The sequence below is a fragment of the Neorhizobium sp. T7_12 genome (assembly GCF_002968535.1).
GTDB classification, from domain to species: domain Bacteria; phylum Pseudomonadota; class Alphaproteobacteria; order Rhizobiales; family Rhizobiaceae; genus Neorhizobium; species Neorhizobium tomejilense.
Window position 1 is genome coordinate 1173839 of the sequence record NZ_PVBK01000001.1, and the last position, 23347, is coordinate 1197185.

At 61.4% G+C, this 23347-nt stretch carries 24 protein-coding genes and 1 tRNA gene; 19 read left to right on the forward strand and 6 right to left on the reverse strand.

Going from position 1 to position 23347, the window contains the following annotated elements:
* The first annotated feature begins 137 nt into the window (after positions 1 to 137).
* Complete coding sequence (locus C5J26_RS05775) at positions 138 to 701, forward strand: single-stranded DNA-binding protein (RefSeq protein ID WP_105400989.1); 564 nt, start codon at positions 138 to 140, stop codon at positions 699 to 701.
* A 49-nt stretch (positions 702 to 750) separates the two neighbouring features.
* On the opposite strand, the gene C5J26_RS05780 is transcribed toward C5J26_RS05775, so the two are convergent.
* Entirely contained in the window at positions 751 to 1899 is a 1149-nt protein-coding gene (locus tag C5J26_RS05780; protein ID WP_105400990.1) for an HPP family protein, read from the reverse strand.
* Positions 1900 to 2004: 105 nt separating this feature from the next.
* Positions 2005 to 2634, reverse strand: a complete 630-nt coding sequence (locus tag C5J26_RS05785; protein ID WP_038542993.1) for a MarC family protein — start codon at positions 2632 to 2634, stop codon at positions 2005 to 2007.
* Positions 2635 to 2861: 227 nt separating this feature from the next.
* On the opposite strand from C5J26_RS05785, the gene gyrA reads away from it, so the two are divergent.
* A complete protein-coding gene (gene gyrA, locus C5J26_RS05790) occupies positions 2862 to 5678 on the forward strand; it encodes a DNA gyrase subunit A (protein WP_105400852.1) in 2817 nt (938 codons plus the stop codon).
* A 138-nt stretch (positions 5679 to 5816) separates the two neighbouring features.
* Here gyrA and C5J26_RS32550 read toward each other — a convergent pair whose 3' ends face one another.
* Together C5J26_RS32550 and C5J26_RS32555 are read right to left on the reverse strand one after the other, a co-directional pair.
* On the reverse strand, positions 5817 to 5960 hold the full coding sequence (locus C5J26_RS32550) for a hypothetical protein (RefSeq protein WP_167336316.1): 144 nt from the start codon (positions 5958 to 5960) through the stop codon (positions 5817 to 5819).
* Between the two features lie 29 nt (positions 5961 to 5989).
* Entirely contained in the window at positions 5990 to 6145 is a 156-nt protein-coding gene (locus tag C5J26_RS32555; protein ID WP_155414821.1) for a hypothetical protein, read from the reverse strand.
* Positions 6146 to 6583: 438 nt separating this feature from the next.
* Here C5J26_RS32555 and coaD point away from each other — a divergent pair, with 438 nt between their 5' ends.
* The 5 genes from coaD to tgt all read left to right on the forward strand — a co-directional run bounded on the left by coaD (position 6584) and on the right by tgt (position 10560).
* Positions 6584 to 7078 carry a pantetheine-phosphate adenylyltransferase gene (gene coaD, locus C5J26_RS05795; protein WP_105400853.1) on the forward strand — a complete coding sequence of 165 codons (495 nt, stop codon included), beginning with the start codon at positions 6584 to 6586 and terminating at the stop codon, positions 7076 to 7078.
* Between the two features lie 27 nt (positions 7079 to 7105).
* A complete protein-coding gene (locus tag C5J26_RS05800) occupies positions 7106 to 7678 on the forward strand; it encodes a peptidylprolyl isomerase (RefSeq protein WP_105400854.1) in 573 nt (190 codons plus the stop codon).
* 83 nt (positions 7679 to 7761) lie between these two features.
* Positions 7762 to 8271 carry a peptidylprolyl isomerase gene (locus tag C5J26_RS05805; protein WP_046633694.1) on the forward strand — a complete coding sequence of 170 codons (510 nt, stop codon included), beginning with the start codon at positions 7762 to 7764 and terminating at the stop codon, positions 8269 to 8271.
* A 64-nt stretch (positions 8272 to 8335) separates the two neighbouring features.
* Positions 8336 to 9433 (forward strand): tRNA preQ1(34) S-adenosylmethionine ribosyltransferase-isomerase QueA, encoded by a 1098-nt coding sequence (gene queA, locus C5J26_RS05810; RefSeq protein ID WP_105400855.1) that lies wholly within the window; start codon positions 8336 to 8338, stop codon positions 9431 to 9433.
* A complete protein-coding gene (tgt, locus tag C5J26_RS05815) occupies positions 9430 to 10560 on the forward strand; it encodes a tRNA guanosine(34) transglycosylase Tgt (protein ID WP_105400856.1) in 1131 nt (376 codons plus the stop codon). The genes queA and tgt overlap by 4 nt, the downstream gene beginning before the upstream one ends.
* A 9-nt stretch (positions 10561 to 10569) precedes the next feature.
* On the opposite strand, the gene C5J26_RS05820 is transcribed toward tgt, so the two are convergent.
* Positions 10570 to 10995 carry a DUF4864 domain-containing protein gene (locus tag C5J26_RS05820; RefSeq protein WP_105400857.1) on the reverse strand — a complete coding sequence of 142 codons (426 nt, stop codon included), beginning with the start codon at positions 10993 to 10995 and terminating at the stop codon, positions 10570 to 10572.
* 283 nt (positions 10996 to 11278) lie between these two features.
* On the opposite strand from C5J26_RS05820, the gene C5J26_RS05825 reads away from it, so the two are divergent.
* The 4 genes from C5J26_RS05825 (at position 11279) to C5J26_RS05840 (ending at position 13855) form a co-directional block, all read left to right on the forward strand.
* Positions 11279 to 12433, forward strand: coding sequence for an MFS transporter (locus C5J26_RS05825; RefSeq protein ID WP_105400858.1), 1155 nt, complete (start codon positions 11279 to 11281; stop codon positions 12431 to 12433).
* 138 nt (positions 12434 to 12571) lie between these two features.
* Positions 12572 to 13156: a J domain-containing protein gene (locus tag C5J26_RS05830; protein ID WP_172723838.1), complete on the forward strand. Its 585-nt coding sequence runs from the start codon at positions 12572 to 12574 to the stop codon at positions 13154 to 13156.
* A gap of 76 nt (positions 13157 to 13232) precedes the next feature.
* Positions 13233 to 13712: a GNAT family N-acetyltransferase gene (locus C5J26_RS05835; protein ID WP_105400860.1), complete on the forward strand. Its 480-nt coding sequence runs from the start codon at positions 13233 to 13235 to the stop codon at positions 13710 to 13712.
* Between the two features lie 53 nt (positions 13713 to 13765).
* A tRNA-Ser gene (locus C5J26_RS05840) sits at positions 13766 to 13855 on the forward strand.
* 543 nt (positions 13856 to 14398) lie between these two features.
* Here C5J26_RS05840 and C5J26_RS05845 read toward each other — a convergent pair.
* Positions 14399 to 15118, reverse strand: coding sequence for a Crp/Fnr family transcriptional regulator (locus tag C5J26_RS05845; RefSeq protein ID WP_105400861.1), 720 nt, complete (start codon positions 15116 to 15118; stop codon positions 14399 to 14401).
* A gap of 92 nt (positions 15119 to 15210) precedes the next feature.
* On the opposite strand from C5J26_RS05845, the gene C5J26_RS05850 reads away from it, so the two are divergent.
* The 8 genes from C5J26_RS05850 (at position 15211) to C5J26_RS05885 (ending at position 23117) form a co-directional block, all read left to right on the forward strand.
* A complete protein-coding gene (locus tag C5J26_RS05850) occupies positions 15211 to 15510 on the forward strand; it encodes a hypothetical protein (protein WP_371681888.1) in 300 nt (99 codons plus the stop codon).
* A gap of 256 nt (positions 15511 to 15766) precedes the next feature.
* Positions 15767 to 16819, forward strand: coding sequence for a septal ring lytic transglycosylase RlpA family protein (locus C5J26_RS05855; RefSeq protein WP_105400992.1), 1053 nt, complete (start codon positions 15767 to 15769; stop codon positions 16817 to 16819).
* Positions 16820 to 16886: 67 nt separating this feature from the next.
* On the forward strand, positions 16887 to 18065 hold the full coding sequence (locus C5J26_RS05860) for a D-alanyl-D-alanine carboxypeptidase family protein (RefSeq protein ID WP_206051157.1): 1179 nt from the start codon (positions 16887 to 16889) through the stop codon (positions 18063 to 18065).
* A 70-nt stretch (positions 18066 to 18135) separates the two neighbouring features.
* On the forward strand, positions 18136 to 18816 hold the full coding sequence (gene tmk / locus C5J26_RS05865) for a dTMP kinase (protein WP_105400862.1): 681 nt from the start codon (positions 18136 to 18138) through the stop codon (positions 18814 to 18816).
* Positions 18813 to 19841, forward strand: coding sequence for a DNA polymerase III subunit delta' (locus C5J26_RS05870; protein ID WP_105400863.1), 1029 nt, complete (start codon positions 18813 to 18815; stop codon positions 19839 to 19841). Before tmk ends, C5J26_RS05870 begins: the two co-directional genes overlap by 4 nt.
* Before the next feature lie 104 nt (positions 19842 to 19945).
* Entirely contained in the window at positions 19946 to 21499 is a 1554-nt protein-coding gene (gene metG / locus C5J26_RS05875; RefSeq protein ID WP_105400864.1) for a methionine--tRNA ligase, read from the forward strand.
* Between the two features lie 10 nt (positions 21500 to 21509).
* Positions 21510 to 22292, forward strand: coding sequence for a TatD family hydrolase (locus C5J26_RS05880; RefSeq protein ID WP_105400865.1), 783 nt, complete (start codon positions 21510 to 21512; stop codon positions 22290 to 22292).
* Positions 22293 to 22295: 3 nt separating this feature from the next.
* Positions 22296 to 23117: an MBL fold metallo-hydrolase gene (locus tag C5J26_RS05885; RefSeq protein ID WP_105400866.1), complete on the forward strand. Its 822-nt coding sequence runs from the start codon at positions 22296 to 22298 to the stop codon at positions 23115 to 23117.
* The last annotated feature ends 230 nt before the right edge of the window (positions 23118 to 23347 follow it).

Genomic DNA, 23347 nt, shown 5'->3' on the forward strand with positions numbered 1-23347 from the left:
GGAATAAAATAGAACAAATAAAGAACAAATTTGCCTGTGGATTAAAGATCGCAAAAGCCCAATGGCTGGGCCCGATGGGCTAGAGTGCCGCGATTGATTTTTGGTGCCGTTACCGGGCGGCAGATGAGGTGATGAATATGGCTGGTAGTGTGAACAAGGTAATCCTGGTGGGGAATGTGGGGGCTGATCCTGAAATCCGCCGGACGCAGGACGGCCGGCCGATCGCCAACCTTCGCATCGCCACGTCCGAAACCTGGCGCGATCGCAACAATGGCGAACGCCGCGAGAAGACCGAATGGCATACTGTCGTCGTCTTCAACGAAGGTCTCTGCAAGGTCGTCGAGCAATACGTGAAGAAGGGCGCCAAGCTCTATATCGAAGGCGCGCTGCAGACCCGCAAGTGGCAGGACCAGACCGGCAACGACCGCTATTCGACGGAAATCGTGCTTCAGGGCTTCAACTCGACGCTGACCATGCTGGATGGCCGCGGCGAGGGCGGCGGTGACCGTGCTGGTTTCGGCGGTGGCGGTGGCGGCGGCAATCGTGTCGGCAGCGATTTCGGCGGCAACGATTTTGGCGGCGGTGACGATTACGAGCGTCGGCCCGCTGCGGGCGGCGCGAGCCGCGGCGCTCCGTCCTCCGGCGGTCAGCCGGCCGGCGGCAATTTCTCGCGCGATCTCGACGACGACATCCCGTTCTGATCGGTCGGTCGGCATCGATTTATGAAACGGCAGCTGCCTGAATTATCGATCAGGCGGCCGCCTTGTCGGCGAGCATCGCGACCAGGACGTCCGTTTGCGAGAGAATGCCGACCAGTTTGTTGTTCTCCCGGGTTACCGGCAGGTAGTGCAGCCCCTCCTCGGCGAAGATGACGATAGCGTCCGCGATCGGCGTGGCCGGGCCAACCGTCCTGACCGGCGTCGTCATGATGTCCTTGACCGTGTCGTTCGGTGCGCTGGCGCCCGACAGAACGAGGCGCACACGTTGGGCAAAACCGATTTTCGGCCGGCCTCTCGTCCAGTTCGCCTTGTCGAGAAAATCTGTCTGGGTGACGATGCCAACCACTTCCGCCCTGTCGTTGGTGACCGGCAGGGCCTTGAAATGGTGGGCGCGCATCAGGTCGTGCGCCTCCTTCAGGGTATTGTCGGGTGCGACCGCCACCACATCGCGCGACATGATGCTGGCGCAATCGAGATGGCCGGCGCGCCGGCGATAGGAGCGCAGTTCCGTCCGCCGCAGGATGGTTTCGAGGTCGTCGCGGTCGATATCCAGGAATTCGTCGTATTCTTTCAGGACATCGTCGAGGTCGGCGGAGGTAAAGCCGATCCGCTGGATCGAGGCGGGATCGGTCGTGCCGTGATCGGCCGCCGTCGGCTTGGCCGCGTGCGGGTATCGACGTCCCGTCAGATTGTTGAAGGCCAGCGCGAGCAGCAGCAGGGCCAGCGAGTTGCCGGCGACGGGCCAGATCACGAAACCATATCCGAGTTGGTGGATGGCCGGCCCACCCAGCACCGCGGTCAACGCGATCGCCCCGCTCGGGGGATGCAGGCACCGAAGCGTCATCATCGAGGCGATGGCAACGGCGATTGCCACCGCCGAGGCCAGGAACGGATTGGTTATCAAAAGCGCGGCGGTCACGCCGACAAGGGCGGCGACGATATTGCCGCCAAGGATCGACCACGGCTGTGCGAGCGGGCTGGAAGGCACCGCAAACAACAGCACGGCCGAGGCCCCCATGGGGGCGACCAGCGCCGGAAGCGATGCATCTGCTTTCAAAGCCAGACTTCCCAGCAGTCCCGTCACCAGAATGCCCGCGAGCGCGCCAAGTGCGGCACGCAATCGTTCCTTGGGGCTGACGGGGGTGGCTTCCGGCAGGAGTCGGCGCAACATGCGGCGCATCATGGAGACCTTCGAGTGAGGTGAGATGAATCGCGTTTTAGCAGAAAATTCCGCTCTGTCGCCCAGGTCTTATCTAACGCTGGGTCCTACGCGAAGAGTGCGGGCCTAAAGATTGAAGGCCGACCGCACCCCGTCGACGACGAACTGAACGGAGAGCGCCGCGAGGATCACGCCGAGCAGACGGGTGAGGATCGCCCTTCCGGTGACCCCGAGGAAACGGTCGAGCCGTTCGGCGACCAGAAGCGTTGCGTAGACGAGCAGCATGATCAGCGCGATGACGCCGATGAAAAGCGCCCGATCGAGAACGCCGGGCAGGGTGCCGGAAAGCAGGACGGTAGCCGAGATCGCGCCCGGTCCGGCAATCAGCGGCAGCGCCAGCGGAAACACCGCGATATTGTGGATGTGGTCGATGGTGATCGCCGCCTGGGATGTCTTCTCCTTTCGCTCCTGGCGTTTCTCAAACACCATTTCAAACGAGATCCAGAAGAGCAGCAGGCCGCCGGCAATACGGAAGGCACCGATCGAAATGCCGAGCAGCCCGAGCACGCTCGAACCGAACAGCGCGAAGACGGCGAGGATGCCGAAGGCGATCAGCGATCCTCGAAAGGCGACCTGGCGGCGCTGGAGGGCGGTCATGCCGACGGTCAGGCCCAGAAAGACCGGCGCCAGACCGGGCGGGTCGAGTGTCACGAGCATCGTGGTCAGCGCATTGACCAGCATATCGGGGGTCGCCATATCCTCTCCCTGTCAGGCTGCAATCCTTGCAGTCGCATGCGAAGATTGTTAGGACAGGCCGGCAGCGAAAGAAAGCCCACCCCGTCAGCGTCGCGGCATGTTTCGACCTTGTTCAAAAGCCGTGTTAAAGCCGCAAAAGCTGTTCAAAACCATTGTGGAAATTGGCGCTCGGAACCGCTTTCCGCTATAAAAAAGAAACTGATTCCGAACAGAGATCGTGATCCGATTTGACTGAGCAAAGCACACCCGGCGGCGGAAAGCTGCCTCCAGGCATCGAACCCATTTCCATCATGGAAGAGATGCAGCGGTCCTACCTCGATTACGCCATGAGCGTCATCGTCAGCCGCGCCCTTCCTGACGTCCGCGACGGACTGAAGCCGGTCCACCGGCGCATCCTCTACGGCATGTCGGAACTCGGCATCGACTGGAACAAGAAATACGTCAAATGCGCCCGTGTAACCGGGGACGTGATGGGTAAATTCCATCCCCACGGCAACTCGGCGATCTATGACGCGCTGGCGCGTATGGCGCAGGACTGGTCGCTCCGCCTGCCGCTGATCGACGGCCAGGGCAATTTCGGCTCGATCGACGGCGATCCGCCGGCGGCCGAACGTTACACCGAATGCCGCCTCGAGAAAGCGGCCCACGCGCTGCTCGACGATCTCGACAAGGAAACCGTCGATTTCCGCGACAACTATGACGGCACGCTCTCCGAACCCGTCGTGGTGCCGGCGAAATTCCCGAACCTTCTGGTCAACGGCGCAGGCGGCATCGCCGTCGGCATGGCGACCAACATCCCGCCGCACAATCTGGTGGAAGTGATCAACGGCTGTATCGCCCTGATCGACAACCCGGCGATCGAGCTGCCGGAAATGATGGAGATCATTCCCGGTCCGGACTTTCCGACAGGCGCCCTGATCCTCGGGCGGGCCGGCATCCGTTCCGCCTACGAGACCGGCCGCGGCTCGGTGATCATGCGCGGCGTCGCCGCAATCGAGCCGATGCGCGGTGATCGCGAGCAGATCATCATCACCGAAGTTCCCTATCAGGTGAACAAGGCGACCATGGTCGAGAAGATCGGCGAGCTGGTACGCGAAAAGCGCATCGAGGGCATTTCCGACCTGCGCGACGAATCCGACCGCCAGGGCTACCGGGTCGTCGTCGAGCTGAAGCGCGATGCCAATGCCGACGTGATCCTCAACCAGCTCTATCGCTACACGCCGCTGCAGACCTCCTTCGGCTGCAACATGGTGGCGCTGAATGGCGGCAAGCCGGAACAGCTCGCGCTGCTCGACATGCTGCGCGCCTTCGTGTCCTTCCGCGAGGAAGTGGTGAGCCGGCGCACGAAATACCTGCTGCGAAAGGCTCGCGAACGTGCTCACGTCCTGGTGGGCCTGGCGATCGCGGTCGCCAATATCGACGAGATCATTCTCCTGATCCGTCGCGCACCCGATCCGCAGACGGCGCGCGAGCAGTTGATGACCCGTCGCTGGCCGGCTCAGGATGTCGATGCGCTGATCCGGCTCATCGACGATCCGCGCCACAAGATTAACGAGGACGGTACCTACAATCTGTCCGAGGAACAGGCGCGCGCCATCCTCGAGCTCCGTCTCGCCCGCCTGACGGCTCTCGGCCGCGATGAAATCGGCGATGAACTCAACAAGATCGGCGCCGAGATCAGCGATTACCTCGACATCCTGTCGTCGCGCCTGCGCATCCAGACGATCGTCAAGGAAGAGCTCGCTGCCGTACGCGATGAATTCGGCACGCCGCGCCGCACGCAGATCCTCGAAGGCGGTCTCGAAATGGACGATGAGGATCTCATCGCCCGCGAGGACATGGTCGTTACCGTTTCGCATCTCGGTTATATCAAGCGCGTCACCCTCGGCACCTATCGCGCCCAGCGTCGCGGCGGCAAGGGCCGTTCCGGCATGGCGACGCGCGACGCGGATTTCGTCACGCGCCTGTTCGTGGCCAATACCCACACGCCGGTTCTGTTCTTCTCCTCGCGCGGCATCGTCTACAAGGAAAAGGTCTGGCGCCTGCCGATCGGCACGCCGCAGTCCCGCGGCAAGGCACTGATCAACATGCTGCCGCTGGAGCCGGGCGAACGCATCACCACGATCATGCCGCTGCCCGAGGACGAAACGACCTGGGAGAACCTGGACGTGATGTTCTCGACAACCCGCGGCACCGTTCGCCGCAACAAGCTGTCGGATTTCGTGCAGGTCAACCGCAACGGCAAGATCGCCATGAAGCTCGAGGAAGAGGGTGACGAAATCCTCTCCGTCGAGACCTGCACCGATCAGGACGACGTGCTGCTGACCACCGCGCTCGGCCAGTGCATTCGCTTCCCCGTTGGTGACGTGCGCGTCTTTGCCGGCCGCAATTCGATCGGCGTACGCGGCATCACGCTCGGCGAAAGCGACCGCATCATCTCCATGACCATTGTCGGCCATGTGGATGCGGAGCCCTGGGAGCGCGCGGCCTATCTCAAGCGTTCGGCGACCGAACGTCGCGCCGCAGGCGTCGACGAGGAGGATATCGCTCTCGTGGGTGAGGAAGTCACCGAGGAGGGACAGCTCTCCGACGACCGTTACGAGGAACTGAAGGCCCGCGAGCAGTTCGTGCTGACGGTTTCCGAAAAGGGCTTTGGCAAGCGGTCGTCTTCCTACGACTTCCGCACCTCGGGCCGCGGCGGCAAGGGCATCCGCGCCACCGATACGTCCAAGACAGCGGAGATCGGCGAACTCGTCGCCGCCTTCCCGATCGAGGACAACGACCAGATCATGCTCGTCTCCGATGGCGGCGTGCTGATCCGCGTGCCGGTCAACGGCATCCGCATCGCCAGCCGCGCCACCAAAGGCGTCACGATCTTCTCGACCGCAAAGGACGAGAAGGTTGTCTCGGTCGAGCGTATCAGCGAGCCGGAAGGCGACGAGGAAAACGGCAATGGCCTGCCGGAGGAAATCGTCAGCGAGACCGGTGATCTCGGCGCTGCCGCCCCGGAAGCCGGTCCAACGGATGAGGGTGCGGCGGAATAAGCCGCACCTCAATCAAAAAACGCCCAAAATAAAAAGCCGGAGGATGAAAATCCTCCGGCTTTTGTTTGAACCGCTTGCGACGGGAAAGTCTGCGTGAATGCGGTTCGCTACTGTCAAATCGTCAAATCGGGCAATACGTCAGAACACGCTGTGGCGGCGCGAGAAATCCCTGAAATCCTTCATGTCGGCACGTTCGCGCCGGAGCTCGGAAATCGTTGAGGCCACGGAAGCCACGAACATGATGCTGATCAAACCTGCAAGTACTGTCAACGTCACGAACATGGGGTTCCTTTCTCGTCCGTGTATCCGCCTCAGTAGTACGAGAGATCGCTATAACGGCCCGTTACTTGCGGATAATTGAGATCTGCCAATTGGGATTTATCTTGATAAAGGGTTACCGTTGCCGTCAGCATCACCGCAATCATGGCCGTCCAGACCAGGTTGATCATGGTGATCTTGTCCAGCATGATCGTTTTCCTTCTCGCGATCATCGCCATCTGTCCTTCTTGTTAGCCTGAACGCGCATCGCGCAAACAGGTTCCACCGCATTTTGAGAGATACTTAACCGTGTGGCTCTGAAGCGTCCTTGAATGCTCTGTTCATCTGGCGTTCAGAATTCGAAGTCTTTTTCAGGCTTCTTCCGGTCCGAAGGCGACTACGAAAGCCTCCAATGCAAAAGCGAGAACCACGGCTCCCATCACCATCAAAGCCAGCATTTGTCGTCGTTTCTCCCGAGATACGCACGGGTCTTTCGCCCGCCACGATCGTGATAAGACCATGGCGCCGCTGAAACGCCCTTGAACGGGCCATTCATCTTTCGTTCAGAATTGGGAGATGCTTGCGGTTGGGCGGCTTCCGTGACAAAAGGCGCGTGAAATTTCGCTGAAACAGGTCCGGACCTCGGCATGACCACCGCTTTTTATCCCGGTTCTTTCGATCCGATGACTCACGGACATCTGGACGTGCTCGTCCAGGCGCTGAATGTCGCGGACAAGGTGATCGTCGCGATCGGCATTCATCCGGGCAAGGTGCCGATGTTCACCTTCGAGGAGCGGGCCGAACTCATCAGCGCCTCGCTTGCCGAAGCGTTGCCGGGCAAAGTCAGCCACGTATCGGTGGTTTCCTTCGACAAGCTGGTGGTCGATGCCGCCCGCGCCAACGGCGCCGGCCTGTTGATCCGCGGCCTGCGCGACGGCACCGATCTCGACTATGAAATGCAGATGGCAGGCATGAACCGGCAGATGGCGCCGGATATCCAGACCGTCTTCCTGCCTGCAGGCACCGCGTCGCGGCCCATTACGGCCACATTGGTCCGGCAGATCGCGGCGATGGGCGGCGACGTCAGCGCTTTCGTGCCTGCCGCGGTCCTGAAGGCCCTGAACAACAAGCTGAAACGCTGATCGTTTCCGAAACCCGGAGATCTTTCCATGAAACTGCTTCGTCTTGCCGTCGCCGGCGCTTTCGCCTTCGCTTCCATGGTCCTGCCGGCTGTTGCCGGCCCGGATGATTTCCTGACCATCGAGCTGAAGGATGGCCCCGTGGTGATCCAGCTGATGCCGGAAGTTGCGCCGAAACATGTGGCGCAGATGAAGGCGCTCGCCGCCAAGGGCGAATACGACAACGTCGTCTTCCATCGGGTCATCAACGGCTTCATGGCCCAGACGGGCGACGTGGAGTTCGGCAAGCAGGGGGGCAAGAGCTTCAACCCGGCTCGCGCCGGCATGGGCGGCTCGGAAATGCCGGATATTCCGGCCGAATTCTCGAAAGTGCCGTTCGAGCGCGGTATCGTCGGCATGGCGCGGTCGCAGGATCCGAATTCCGCGAACTCGCAATTCTTCATCATGTTCACCAAATATCCGAGCCTGGACGGCCAGTATACCGCCGTCGGCAAGGTCGTGTCCGGCATGGAACTGGTCGACAAGATCAAGCGCGGCCAGGGTAGCAATGGCGAGGTCACCAATCCCGACAAGATGATCAAGGTCACTGTCGGCAAGAAGTAGGCGGCAAGAAGTAGGCCGCAGGAATTAAACGAAGGGCGCCTTGTCGCAGACGACAATCGGGTGCCGAATCAAGGAGAAAGCATATGGCCGAGATCAAAGATCCGGAAAACACCCTCATCATGGAAACCACCAAGGGCAAGGTTGTCATCTCGCTTCTGCCCGATCTGGCGCCGGGCCACGTCGCCCGCGTCAAGGAGCTTGCCCGCGAGAACGCCTATGACGGCGTGGTTTTCCATCGCGTCATTCCCGATTTCATGGCCCAGACGGGCGACGTGAAATTCGGCAAGCAGGGTTCCGAAAGCTTCAACCCGGCCCGCGCCGGCATGGGTGGCTCGGAAAAGCCGGACCTCAAGGCTGAATTCTCCGCCGTCCCGCATGTCCGCGGCACCTGCTCCATGGCCCGTTCGCAGAGCCCGAACTCGGCCAACTCGCAGTTCTTCATCTGCTTCACCGACGCCCCGTGGCTGAACAAGCAGTACACCGTGTGGGGCCAGGTCATCGAAGGCATGGACTTCATCGACCAGATCAAGAAGGGCGAGCCGGTCAAGGATCCGGACTCGATCGTTTCGGTGCGCGTCGCCGCCGACGTCTGATCTCGACGGAACGAATGGCCCGCTCCGTCTGTCGGCGGGGCGGGCTTCTCTTTTTGGAAAATCCATGCGCGTCGATCTCTTCGACTTCGATCTCCCGGAAAAAAATATAGCGCTGAGGCCTGCGAGCCCGCGTGACAGCGCCCGGCTGCTCGTCGTCCGGCCAGAGGGAGGATCAGCGGGCCAGCCGGTGCTTGCCGATCACCGCGTGTCCGATCTGCCGGGTTTCCTGAAACCGGGCGACGCGCTGGTTTTTAACGACACCAAGGTCATACCGGCGCAGCTCGAGGGCATCCGCCACCGCGAAGGAGCGGGTGGCCAGCAAGTGTCCGCGACGCTGCATATGCGCGTCGCCCCCGATCGCTGGAAGGCCTTCGCCAAACCGGGCAAGCGCATCAAGATCGGCGACCGGATCGAATTCGGCCATGGCGGGAACGCCTGCCTGATCGGTTCGCTTGCCGCAACCGTGGAAGACAAGGGCGAGGGCGGCGAAATCACCCTGCGCTTCGATCTTTCCGGCCCGGCGCTCGACGAGGCGATCATGGCGGTCGGGCACATTCCGCTGCCGCCCTATATCGCCGCCAAGCGCCCGGAAGATGCACAGGACCAAAAGGACTACCAGACCATCTACGCCCGCGAGGAAGGTGCCGTCGCGGCGCCGACGGCGGGCCTGCATTTCACGCCGGAGCTTTTCTCGAACCTCGCTGCTGCCGGCATCGAACGGCATTTCGTGACGCTGCATGTCGGGGCAGGGACCTTCCTGCCGGTCAAGGCGGACGACACGGCCGAGCACAAGATGCACCAGGAGATCGGCCATGTCAGCGCCGAGACCGCCGCGCGGCTGAATGCGGTGAAACGCGCCGGTGGGCGCATCGTCTGCGTCGGCACCACCTCTTTGCGCCTGATCGAGAGCGCCGTTGCCGATGACGGCACGGTAAAACCCTGGAGCGGGGCGACCGGCATATTCATCACGCCGGGCCACCGCTTCAAGGCGGTCGATATGCTGATGACCAATTTCCACCTGCCGCGATCGACGCTGTTCATGCTCGTCTCGGCATTCTGCGGGCTGGAGACGATGCGCGCGGCCTATTCCCACGCGATCGAAACCGACTACCGCTTTTATTCCTATGGCGATTCCAGCCTTCTTTTCCGGGACAACCGATGACCGAGACTTTCCAGTTCAATCTCAAGGCCACCGATGGCGGCGCGCGGCTTGGCGAAATCACCATGCCGCGCGGTACGATCCGCACCCCGGCCTTCATGCCGGTCGGCACGGTCGGCACCGTCAAGGCCATGTATCTCGACCAGGTGCGCGATACCGGCGCCGATATCATTCTCGGCAATACCTATCACCTGATGCTGCGCCCGGGCGCGGAACGCGTCGCCCGGCTTGGCGGCCTGCATGAGTTGATCCGCTGGAGACATCCGATCCTCACCGATAGCGGCGGTTTCCAGGTCATGTCGCTGTCGGGTCTTCGCAAGCTCGACGAGAAGGGCGTGACGTTCAAGAGCCATGTCGACGGCAGCCTGCACCACATGTCGCCGGAGCGCTCGATCGAAATCCAGGGCCTGCTCGGCTCCGACATCCAGATGCAGCTCGACGAATGCGTGGCGCTGCCCGCCGAGCCGAAGGAGATCGAACGGGCGATGGAACTGTCGCTGCGCTGGGCTGAGCGTTGCCGCGTCGCTTTCGGGGAACAGCCAGGCAAGGCGATGTTTGGCATCGTCCAGGGCGGCGACCAGCCCGAGCTTCGCGTCCGCTCAGCCGAAGGCCTGAAACAGCTCGATCTGAAGGGTTATGCGGTCGGTGGGCTTGCCGTCGGCGAGCCGCAGGACGTCATGCTGAAGATGCTCGAAACCACGCTTCCGGTTCTGCCGTTCGAAAAGCCGCGTTACCTGATGGGCGTCGGCACGCCGGACGACATGCTGAAATCGGTGGCGCGGGGCATCGACATGTTCGATTGCGTGATGCCGACCCGTTCGGGCCGCCATGGGCTCGCCTTCACCCGCCGCGGCAAGGTCAATATCCGCAATGCCCGCCATGCGGAGGACATGCGGCCGCTGGACGAGGAATCGAACTGCCCGGCCGCGCGCGATTATTCCCGCGCCTATCTGCACCATCTGGTGCGCGCCGACGAGGCGCTTGGCGGCATGCTGCTCTCCTGGAACAACCTGAACTACTATCAGGATCTGATGAAGGGCATCCGCCAGGCGATCGCCGAGGGGCGGTTCGCCGATTTCTACGCCGAAACCCAGGAAATGTGGGCGAAGGGCGATATCGATCCGGTCTGATCGACGCTGTCAGATTCCCTGGCTGGCGGTGTTGCGGATCATCCGCACGCCGTTGACCTTGTAGGACCCGTCGTCCATCAGCCGCATTTCGTAGATGGCCGTCCAGTCCTTGCCTTCCCTGGCGCTGATCATCACTTCCTGCAGCACCACTTCGCCGCCGCCGATCATCTTCGAGCGGCCGAAGGCATAGTTGCCGGCGTGATAGACGGGCTCGTAGGTTTTCCGCACCATATCCAGGAACCGGTCCTTGTTGGGATAGAGGCTGCGGATCCCGGGCGAGGCGAAGGAATAGGCCTTTTCCGCGTCATCCTGCATGAGCGCGGCGATCTGGCTGGAAATCACCGCCTGAGCATTGGCAACCGGATCTTCGGCTTTGACGGCGGTAAAGGAACAGAGAGCGAAACACAGAACGACGGCAACATATCGAACCAGCATCGGCTTTCTCCAAGGGTGAGCACGGGAAGGCTAGCGCCTTTAGGCGCAAGGAGAAGATGGCGCCTGCGAGTTTTTCGCGCAATGCCTTTCTTGAAGGCAAACGAATCCGAATGATTACAGAATGATGACGCGTTGAAGCACCCGCTGCCGTTATCCGCACATTTTCGTGATATTCCGCCCATCGGAGGCGCAGGGCAGGGTCCCGTTATCGCGGCTTGTCGGTATCGGCCGACACTGTCAGGAATGCGGCGGGAATATTGATTCGCCCGGACATGCAATTTCGATGAAAAACCTTTTACCGCCGGCTCTCCTCTATTTCAGCAACGCCATCCTGTTCATTTCGCTGTTCACGCGGTTGCCGGCTATCCAAGCGTCGCTCGGAATCGACAAGGCTGGCCTCGGTCTGGCGCTGCTGAGCGCGCCTGTCGGTACGTTTCTCGCATTGCCGCTCGCAGGACGTATCAACGACCGCTTTACTCCGCGGCTGACGGCACTCGTCACTCTGCCGATCTGCGCCATGCTCACGCCCGCGCTGACCGTCTTTCCGGTCGTGGGATTTGTAATCTGTTTCTTTCTCTTCGGTTTCTTCCGCACGATTTTCGACGTGGCTGCCAACATGATTTCCGCCGGCATAGAACAGCGGACCGGCCGGAAGGTGCTGTCCCGCAGCCACGGTTTCTGGTCGGTCGGCCTGCTCGCCGGCTCCCTTTGTTCCGGCTTCCTGGCGGAAAAGGCGGTGACGCCCTTCGTGCAGCAGACCATGGCCGCTGGTTTCGTCGTCGCTGCGTGCCTGCTGGTGTTCTGGATCACCCCCCGGGAGGTCTCACCGCAGACGCGGCTCGACCACAAGCGCGGGGCATATGTGCTTCCGGACAGGATGATCGTGCTGATCTGCGTCATGGTTTTCGGCCTCTGCATCGTCGAGGGCGCAGTCTACGACTGGGGTATCTTTTTTCTGCGCGAACAGCTGAAGGCCGATCCGGCGATTGCCGGCGTGCTTTATGCCGCCTTTACCGTCGGCATGGGGCTGACGCGACTTTCCGGCGACATGCTGCGGGACAGTTTCGGATCCATGGTGCTGGTGCGTGCCTCGGCCGTTTCCGTCGCTCTTGGGATTGTCCTTCTCGTGGCGACGCCGAGCCTGACGCTTTCCGGTCTTGCGCTTTTCCTGATCGGTTGCGGCGTGGCGCTCGCTTACCCGCTGGCGGTCTCGACGACGATCGAGCTTGGCAAGGGTCAGCCCTCGGAAAACCTTGCGGCGCTGGGCCTGACGCTGATGTTGTCGACGATCGGCGTGCCGCCGCTACTCGGTTTCATTGCCGAACATGTCGATCTCGTCGCGACCTTCCTGGTGCTGCTGCCTTGCGTCCTGATCAGCTTCCTGATGGCGCCCGTCGCCGAGGGCCGTCGCCCGTCATGGCCGCTCCGGCGCCGCTAGCCGGCTTGACTGCCCTGTGGGAAAATCCGGCAAGGATATGGCCTGCCCATAATTGGCCACAAGAGTCGGTGAGGGGTTGAGACCGCTGGCCTTAGCCGTTAGACAATGAAACCGGATTTGCCGAAAACAGGTGACACTGTGATCGACCCTTATGAGATGCTTGGTGTTTCGCGCGAGGCGGATGGCGTAGCCATCAAGTCAGCCTATCGCAAACGCGCAAAAACGGTTCATCCGGATGCCGGCGGCGACGTCGATGCATTCGGAAAACTGACCGTGTCCTATGAACTGCTCTCTGATCCGGTACGCCGAAAAGTCTACGACGATACGGGTTACGACCCGGAACTCGCCGACACGAAGGATCTCCAGGGGCTGGTGATTCTCGAAACGCTGGTGAACGAGATCATCCTCGACGAGCGCGAGCCGGGAAGTTTCGATCCGGTCGCCGCCATACGGCGCAAGCTGACCGACAAGATCGTCAATGCCCGCTTCCATATCCTGGAGATGGAGCGCCACCGCGCCCGCATCCGCAACCACATCGACCGTATCGGCCGAAAGCCCGAGACCGACGTGCTGGGCCGCATGCTGAGATCACGGTGTGAAGCGATCAACGACGCGATCGGCAGGGCTGAGACCGAGATCGAGAATATCGAGCAGGCTTACGGCATGCTGGACGGGTATTCCTACGAGGTCGAGGTGATCGAGATCAAGACCGCCGCCGAGTGAGGGCCGCGGCACGTCTCTTGACACCGAAGTCAGCTTCAAGACATAGCTTCAGCCTATTCAATTCAAAGGGTTTTCGATGGCATTGACCATACGGGAGGGTGTTCGCGGGGATGCCGCGGCGCTGCTCGGTTTCATCCGCGAGCTGGCGATCTACGAAAAGGCCGAGCACGAGGTCGCGGCCACCGTCGAGACGATCGAAAGCTCCATTTTCGGCGAGACGTCGGTGACCAGGGCGCTGGTCTGCGAGCAGGACGGCGTTCCCGTCGGCATGGCGATCTGGTTTTTCAGCTATTCGACCTGGCAGGCGAGAAACGGGCTTTATCTCGAAGACCTGTATGTGACGCCGGCAGCGCGCGGGCTCGGCGCCGGAAAGGCGATGCTGAAGCGGCTGGCGCAGATCGCCCTCGAGAACGGTTGCGGCCGCTTCGAATGGAGCGTGCTCGACTGGAACGAGCCGGCGATCCGGGTCTACGAGGCGATCGGCGCCGAGCCGATGAACGAGTGGATCCGCTATCGGCTTTCGGGCGAGACACTGAAGAGCTTTGCCGAGGGCTGATGGGGCAGGCGAGGTTGACGCTGGACGCGTGACCGTTATAAAGCCAGCGCACTGGAAGAGTGTCCGAGTGGTTTAAGGAACCGGTCTTGAAAACCGGCGTGCGGGAAACCGTACCGTGGGTTCGAATCCCACCTCTTCCGCCATCCCGATGCGGCCAACACCCCAATCGGTCGGCCGCAATTCAAAACCCCGCCTAGTCAGCGGGGTTCTCTTTGAGCAACAATTGCGCCCGGCAATCAACGCCTCGCTGGCTCGCGATAGCGAGGCAGGATGCTTTTCACGAATTTGGTTCCTGCTTGTACCCCGTCTTCAACGCATTTCGAATAGAGGTCCGTCCCCTGCTTGTCGTGACAGCTACGTTCAGCGGAATTTCTGATTGATCTATGTATCTTCCATTCGTCTGGCGTTTGGGTCTGGCAGGCAGTCAAGGCAAACGCTGAAACAGCAAGTAAAAAGTACTTCATAAAATCCCCCGGAATAACGGACGGGATTATGACGAACTTCCGCAGCGTGTCGAGGCTCAACTAGCATTGCGCGAAGTTTGACCCCGCCTATGTGTCTGGGGTGGTGGGGTGATCGCAGAAGGCCGGTTGGGTAGAGGCTTGCCATACATCAGGTTCAGCGGGTGACCGGTCTTCCGCCATGTTGGCGTATCATGATACCGCGCAGCGATAGCCCCACGCCTCTCACCGTGGCTCCACGGACAGGCTCAGGTAGGTCGGATCGAATTCGGCCACGTCCTTCAGTCGTTCCCAGTCGAGAATGATGATCGTGTGGTTGGACCAGGAGATCAGGCGCTCTCGCCTGAGCGTCTGAATGACGCGGTTCATGTGGACGAGCGACAATCCCAGCACGTCGGCCATCTCGCCCTGCGAGAGCGGAAGGTGAAAGGTCCAGCCGTTGGTGCGGCGGACCACGTCCAGCCGGACATAGAGTTCGCAAAGAATGTGGGCGAGGTGCGAGACTTTGGAGCGCCGCCCCATGGCGACGATCCAGGCGCGGTGGATCGAGCCGTGGATCAGCGTATCGAGCCACAACATCCGGGTCAGGTGCGGGTTCTGTTCCGTCACCTGCTTCAGGTCCGCATGGTCGCAAAGGCTGACATGGCATGGGGAAAGCGCGATCACGCCGTGATCCATGGTTTTCAGCAGGAAGGCATGCAGGTCTACGAAATCGCCGGCGACGTGGATCGCCGTGATCTGCCGGGTCCCTTCCGCCGTCAGTTTGTATCGGGCAGCGAACCCGTCGACGAGCAGGCTGCTGTAGCCGGGCCTCGATCCTTCGACCACCAGGTCTTCTCCTGCCAGAAAGCGCCTTTCACGGCCAATGATACGCCGGAGGATGTCGCGCTCTTCATCGGTGAGAAGGTCATGCTGTTCCAGATTGAGAAGTAAGGAGTCGATCACGGTTATCCTCGGCGGGTGTCAATATCCAGGGAAAGAACGGATGAGGAGGCCATATAGATCCCTCGGAAACACTGGCCACTGAGCGGGAACAAATGCCCGCGAAGGAAATTCGGTCGCTAGATACTCAAGGCAGCGAGCATGGAATGGCGCGATATTTCTTCGACTTGATCAATGGCGACGGGCCTGTGCGTGACAATGAGGGTCAGGAAATATCGACTCGCGAGGAGATCAGCCGGGAGGTGAGCCGGATATTGGCCGACATCGCCCGCGAGGAATTTCCCGAGCGGGGGAAGGGCTCGATTTCCGTCGAGGTGCGAAACGAGTTTGGGCAGTCGGTATTTACCGGCCAGCTGTCGTTCCAGACACAATGGCATGATGATCCGGAACTATGACTGTGCAATACCTGGATTCCTCCGAAGTTAATCTTGGCTGCGAGTAATCGTCGTTAGTGTATTATTAACCATATCAAATAGAATTTTATCTTTTCCCCTATTTTCGTTCGCATTTTTGCCGCGATGCTAGCAAAAGTTCGCCTCCATTGTGTCCGTCGGCATAGGGGTATGTCCCGGACCGGTTCAATGGCTGTGAAAGGCGGTGCGATCGCGAGGATCGTTCGCAGCCTGATGCAGTGAAGGCGGCATGGGACGGATGAGTTTGGGTGTGAGTGGCGGCAAGCTTTCGCTGGGTGCGAAATGGCTCGGGATAACGATGGTCTGCGCGGGGATGGCATCCTGCGCGACGACAGAGGCACCGAAGTCGAAACCTCGCAGCAAAGAGTATTTTTCCGAAAAGGAATATGGCGTCAAGGCGAGCCCGCGCGTGGTCGGCGACGGACGACCGGTGCCGAAGGGTGGCGGCCGGTTCATGGTCGGCCAGCCTTATGAAGTGAAGGGCCAGACCTACGTTCCGAAGGAAGATCCGAACTATAACCGGAGCGGTCTTGCCTCCTGGTATGGGTCCGCCTTCCACGGCCGCCTGACCGCCAATGGCGAAGTCTATGACAGCGACCACCTCTCGGCCGCCCATCCGACCTTTCCGCTGCCGAGTTATGCCCGGGTAACCAATATCGACAACGGCACCTCGGTCATCGTCCGGGTCAACGACCGCGGCCCCTATCATCCGGGCCGCATCATCGACGTTTCCGACAAGACGGCCGAAATGCTGGATATGAAGCGGATTGGCACTGCCAAGGTCAACGTGCAGTATGTCGGCCGCGCCCGCATGGACGGCAAGGACATGCCGTTCCTGATGGCCTCCTACATCCGCAAGGGCGATCGCCTGCCGTCGATCCGGCCGGAAGGCCAGATCGCAACCGGCGTCATGGTCGCGTCGAACCAGACGCTGGGCGACCAGCTCCAGAGCTACGGCTCGGCCATGCCGCGTCCGACCGCGCTGGCAGGCCGCACGCCAAGCGGCCCGGCGCCGGCAGCTTCCGCGCCCCCGGCCTTCGAGGCATTCGAGAATTTCTCGACATTGCCGCAGGTCGGCCCGCACCCGATCGAACGGCCGGTTGCCGGGGTTGCGTCCGCGCAGACCCGCCAGGTCGCCTCTTCCTACCCCATCGAGGCTCAGGCGCGGCCACCGCAGGGCCGGAACCTGGAAACCGCCTATTCATCCGCTTCGCAGGCAAAAGCCCCGCAGGTCGTGTTCGGCAACATGGTGCTGGAAGGTCCCAAGGCCGCTCAAAAGCCCGAGCGCTAGTTCATGGGCGATTGCAGGGTGCTATCGCCACTGCTAGGCATGGGGAAGGACGGTTCGTGGGGTGATCATGCGGCGCCTGCTGATTCTGCTTTGCCTAGTATTGCTGCAGGTATTCCTGCAAACCGGCGCGCCTTCGGGAGCGGTCAACGCGCAGGAACCGCCGCCCGCCTTCGTGACCAAGGCGAAGCAGGTCTATATGGTCGAGGCGAAGACCGGCACGGTGCTGCTCGCCTCCAATGAAAACCAGGGCTTCCCGCCGGCCTCGCTCGCCAAGCTGATGACCATGGAAGTGGTTTTCAGTGCGCTGAAGCGCGGCGAGATCAGCCGTGAGACCGTCTTCCCGGTCTCCGAATTTGCCTGGCGCACCGGCGGGGCGCCCTCGGGCACCACGACCATGTTCGCGGCGCTGAAATCCCAGATCCGTGTCGAAGACCTCATCAGGGGCGTCGTCGTCCAGAACGGCAACGATGCCTGCATCGTGCTGGCGGAAGGGATTTCCCGTTCCGAAGCCGAATTTGCATCCCGGATGACGGCTCGCGCCAAGGATCTCGGGCTCGGTCGTTCCGTCTTCGGCAATTCCACTGGCCTGCCGGATACGGAGAGCCGCACGACTGCCCGCGACCTCGTCGAGCTCTCTCGTCATATCTTTCGCGAATATCCGGAATTCTATCCGATCTACGCCCAGCCGGATTTTACCTGGAACAAGATCTTCCAGCGCAACAAGAACCCGCTTTTTTCGCTCAATATCGGCGTCGATGGCCTTGGGGCCGGTTTTGCCGAGGGTTCGGGTTATGCGCTGGTGGCGTCGGTGACACGCAACGGCACGCGGCTCTTCCTCGCCATGGGTGGGCTTGCCAGCGACAAGGAAAGGCTGGAGGAGGCGAGAAGGGTGCTCGAATGGGGACTATCTTCGTTCGAGACCAAGGTCCTGTTCAAGCAGGGAGAGGTGATCGGCCAGGCGAGCGTCTATGGCGGCACGTCGAGCCATGTCGATCTCGTCGCCCGGGAACCGGTCGATATCTATCTGCCGGCCAATAATCCCGACCGCCTCTCCGGGCGAATCATCTATCGCTGGCCGCTGAGGGCTCCGGTGACCGAAGGCCAGGATGTCGGCGTGCTGAGGATTTCTTCGGGCGACCGGGTGGTGCGGGAAGTGCCGCTGGTAACGGCCAAGCCGATCGAAACCGGTAGCCTCGTCAGCCAGGCGACGGACGCTCTGCTCGAACTGATGTTCTTCTGGCTTTGACAACACGATGTTTCGCAGCGCACCCATATGCGTTATAAGCTGAAGCATAAAATTGAGTGCGGAAAGACGCGTGGCAGAACATTCCGGATTGTTCGTAACTTTCGAAGGCGGCGAGGGGGCTGGCAAATCCACCCAGATTCGCCGGCTCGCAGACCAGCTGCGCCGCCGTGGCCATGATGTGCTGATGACCCGCGAGCCTGGCGGCTCGCCGGGGGCGGAAGCCGTGCGCCACGTTCTGCTCTCGGGGGCCGCGGAAGAGTTCGGCGTGCGGATGGAGGCGATCCTGTTTGCCGCCGCCCGCAACGACCATGTCGAGGAAGTAATCCGGCCGGCGCTCGAAAGCGGCGCCGTCGTGCTCTGCGACAGGTTCATCGATTCCTCACGCGTCTACCAGGGCGTTACCGGCAATCTGGAGCCCGATTACATCGAGGCGCTGCAGCGGGTGGCGATCAACGGCGTGGTGCCGGATTGCACGCTGATCCTCGATCTGCCGGCCGAAGTCGGGCTGAAACGCGCCCGCAAGCGCGGCGCCGACAGCGCGCCCGATCGTTTTGAGCGCGAAGAGATCGAAACCCACGAAAAACGCCGCGAGGCCTATCTCGAAATCGCCGAGGCGGAACCGGAACGCTGCTATGTGGTCGACGCCGAGCGCTCCGAAGACGAGATCGCCGACGAGATTTTCGCGATTGTCGAGCCGCTGGTGCGCGAACTGAGCTTTACCCAGAAGAGCAGCGCGGAATCGGTCGGATGAGCGAGGAAACCGCCGGCATTCTGGAAGGCGCCGTGCCGCCGGCGCGCAATCCGCATCTCTATGGCCATCAGACCGCCGAGGAATTCCTGGCGCGCAGCTACCGCTCGGGGAAGGGGCATCACGCGATCCTGATCGAAGGACCGGAAGGCATCGGCAAGGCGACGCTCGCTTTCCGCTTTGCCAACCACGTGCTTTCGCATCCCGATCCCGCGACTGCGCCCGATCGTCTCACCGATCCCGATCTCAATTCGTCCGTCAGCCGCCAGATCGCGTCCGGGGCCTCGCATAACCTCCTGCATCTGGCCCGGCCGGTGGACGAGAAGACCGGCAAGACGAAAACCGCGATTACGGTGGACGAGGTGCGCAGGGCCGGGCATTTCTTCTCGCAGACGTCAGGCACCGGCAACTGGCGGATCGTCATCATCGATCCGGCCGACGATCTCAACCGCAATGCGGCGAACGCCATCCTTAAGATTCTCGAGGAACCGCCGCGCCGCGCGCTCTTCCTGGTCCTCTCGCATGCGCCCGGAAAACTGCTGCCGACGATCCGCTCGCGATGCCAGTCGCTGAGGCTGTCGCCGCTCGGTGACCGGGATCTTGCGAAGGCGCTCGCGGGCCTGGGTACGCCGCTCGACGGCGGCAAGACGCAGGAGATGGTGCTGGCCAAGTCCAAGGGCAGCGTTTCCCAGGCGCTGAAACTCCTGAACTATGGCGGCACCGAGATCATCTCCGCCTTCGAGGAAGTGGTCGCGGCCGACGGGCCTACAGCCCGCAAGGCGATGCACCGGCTGGCGGATGTGCTGTCCGGCAAGGACAGCGAAGTGATCTTCGGTTTTTTCCTGGAGCACCTGAGCGATCACCTGATCGCCAAGGCGCGCAACGCGGCCCTTGCCGGCGATCTTCCGACGGCCGACCGGCAGGCTAAACTGGTCAGCGACATGACCGAGAAGATTACCATCGCGCAGGTCTATAATCTCGACCGCAAGCAGACGATCCTGTCGATCCTCGATGCCGCGCGGCGCTGAGCTAAGGGCAGGGGCGGGAACCGCATAAGGAACTTTGTGTTTCGCATCAGCGAAACATGCGCTAAGAGCGGCATGATCCAAATCCAAGTGCCCGAGTGCCCCTGATGTCCGACAAGACGCCCTATTACATCACCACTGCGATTTCCTACCCGAACGGCAAGCCGCATATCGGCCATGCCTATGAGCTGATCGCGACGGATGCCATGGCGCGCTTCCAGCGCCTGGACGGCAAGGATGTTTTCTTCCTGACCGGCACGGACGAGCACGGCCAGAAGATGCAGCAGACGGCGCGCGCCGAAGGCATTGCGCCGGAAGCGCTTGCCGAGCGCAACTCGAGTGAGTTCCGGGCGATGGGCAAGCTGCTCAACGCGTCCAACGACGATTTCATCCGCACCACCGAGCAGCGCCACCACGAGGCCTCCAAGGATATCTGGAACCGGATGGCCGACAATGGCGACATCTACAAGGATACCTATGCCGGCTGGTATTCGGTGCGTGACGAAGCGTTTTATGCCGAGGACGAAACATCGGTGCGCGATGGCGTCCGCTACGGGCCGCAGGGAACGCCGGTGGAGTGGGTTGAGGAGTCCAGCTACTTCTTCAAGCTCTCCGAATACGGCGATAAGCTGCTGAAGCACTACGAGGAAAACCCGGATTTCATCGGCCCCAACGAGCGCCGCAACGAGGTGATCTCCTTCGTGAAATCCGGCCTGCGGGACCTGTCGGTATCGCGCACGACCTTTGATTGGGGTATCAAGGTACCGAATGATCCGGCCCATGTCATGTATGTCTGGGTTGATGCGCTGACCAATTACATCACCGCAACCGGCTATATGGAAGATCCGAACGGCCCCCGCGCCAAATATTGGCCGGCGGACGTGCATGTCATCGGCAAGGACATCATCCGCTTCCATGCGGTCTACTGGCCGGCTTTCCTGATGTCGGCGAAGCTGCCGCTGCCGAAGCGCGTGTTCGCCCACGGCTTCGTGCTGAATGCCGGTGAGAAAATGTCGAAGTCGGTCGGCAATGTCGTCGATCCGTTCGAGCTTCTGGAGAAATTCGGGCTCGACTACGTGCGCTATTATCTCTGCCGCGAGATTTCCTTCGGTCAGGACGGCAATTGCAACGATCAGCTGATCGCCACCCGCGTCAATGCGGATCTGGCCAACGGCATCGGCAACCTTGCCAGCCGCTCGCTGTCGATGATCGTCAAGAATTGCGACGGCCATGTTCCGGAACCGGGCGAGCTCACCGATGCCGACAAGGAACTGCTTGCGGCGGCCGACGGCCTGATCGCCATCTGCCGCGAGGAAATGGACAAGCAGCTGATCAACCGCGCTCTTGCGGCGATCATCGGCGTCGTTTCCGAGACGGACCGTTATTTTGCGGCTCAGGCGCCGTGGGTGCTGAAAAAGACGGATACGGCCCGCATGGGCACGGTGCTCTACGTGACGGCGGAGGTCGTGCGCCAGATCGCCATTCTGCTGCAGCCGTTCATGCCGGAATCGTCGGCCAAGCTGCTCGATCTCGTGGCTTCTCCGGCCGACAGCCGTGATTTTGCGGCGCTTGGCGAAGCTGGTCGCCTGAAGCCCGGTACGCCGCTCGAAGCCCCGGCGCCGGTCTTTCCGCGTTATGTGGCGCCGGAAGCGAGCGCATAAGGCCTTATCCATGCTGATCGATACCCATTGCCACCTGGATTTTGCCGATTTCGCCGAGGAGCGCGACGCAATCGTGTCGCGCGCCCACGAGGCCGGCGTCGGCCAGATGGTGACGATCTCGACGCGGGTTCGAAAACTCGACGGACTGCTTGCACTCACCGAGCAATATCCGTCGGTTTTCTGCTCGGTCGGCACGCATCCGAACAATGCCGGCGAGGAACTGGACATTGAGACCGAAGACCTGGTGCGGATCGCCAATGCGCATGAGAAGATCGTCGCGATCGGCGAGGCCGGGCTGGACTATTTCTACGACACGCAGACGCCGGCCGACCAGAAGACCGGGCTGATCCGCCATATCGCGGCCGCCCGGGAAACCGGTCTGCCGCTGATCATCCACAGCCGCAGCGCCGACGAGGACATGGCCGAGATCCTGACGGCGGAAAGCGGGAAGGGGGCCTTCCCTTTCATCCTGCATTGTTTCTCGTCGGGCGCCGACCTTGCCCGCATCGGCGTGGAACTCGGTGGTTACGTATCCTTCTCCGGCATCCTGACATTCCCGAAATCGGAAGACCTGCGCACGATCGCCAGAACCGTGCCGCTCGACCGGTTGCTGGTCGAGACGGATGCGCCTTATCTGGCGCCGAAGCGCTGGCGCGGCAAGCGTAACGAACCTTCCCATGTGGTGAATACGGCCGAGGTGCTCGCCGAATGCATGGGCGTCAGCTACGAGGAAATCGCTGAGGTTACCACGGAGAACGCGTTCCGCATTTTCTCCAAGATGCCGAGGCTCTGACCTGTGGCGAGGTATCGGCGACGCTTCACCATTCTTGGCTGCTCGTCGTCGCCGGGCGTGCCGCGGCTGAATGGCGACTGGGGCGTCTGCGATCCGAACAACCCTAGGAACCGCCGCACCCGTGCCGCCTTCATGGTGGAGCAGATCGCGCCCGATGGCGGCAGCACCGTGGTGGTCATCGACACCGGTCCTGACTTTCGCGAGCAGATGATCTCCGCCAACGTACAGCGGGTCGATGCGGTTCTCTACACCCACGCCCATGCGGATCATCTGCACGGCATCGACGACCTGCGCGGTTATTTCATCCTGCAGCACCATCGCATCCCGATCTACGCCGATCCGGTCACCATGGACCGGATCCGCCAGGGGTTCGGTTATTGCCTGGAAACGCCGCCGGGCGGCAATTATCCGCCGATCGTCCGGCCGTTCCTGATCGAGACCATGGACGAGCCGATCGTCGTGGACGGGCCGGGCGGACCGATCCGTTTCCTGCCGCATCTGCAGGTGCATGGCGACATCCATTCGCTGGGTTTCAGGATCGGCGACGTGGCCTATTGCAGCGATGTCAGCGACTTTCCGCCTGAAAGCGTGGCGAAGCTCGGCGGGCTCGACGTGCTGATCATCGATACGCTGCAGTACCGATATCACCCGAGCCATCTGTCGCTCGAACAGGCGCTTGAATGGATCGCGAAATTTGCGCCGAAACACGCGATCCTGACGCATATGCATCTTCCGCTCGACTACGACACCGTGATGGCGCAGACGCCGCAGCATGTCGAACCAGCCTATGACGGTCTCGCGTTCGAGGTTGTCCTCGATCTCTGATCGATGGCAGAATAATAGTGGAGTGGAGTGGCCACAAATCCCGGTTTTCCAGGCCTGGGTGCGTATCGGATAGTTCCATAATCTATCTTATGCGACACTTGGATGTAGGGGCTATTTAGTAATGCGACAGTTGGGCCAGTTAGAGATGCGACAGTCTCGCCTCTCGACGCACTGGTCAAAGCCAACGTTGGGAGCAAGGATGACGATCTTCAGCCTGGTCGAGACCATGA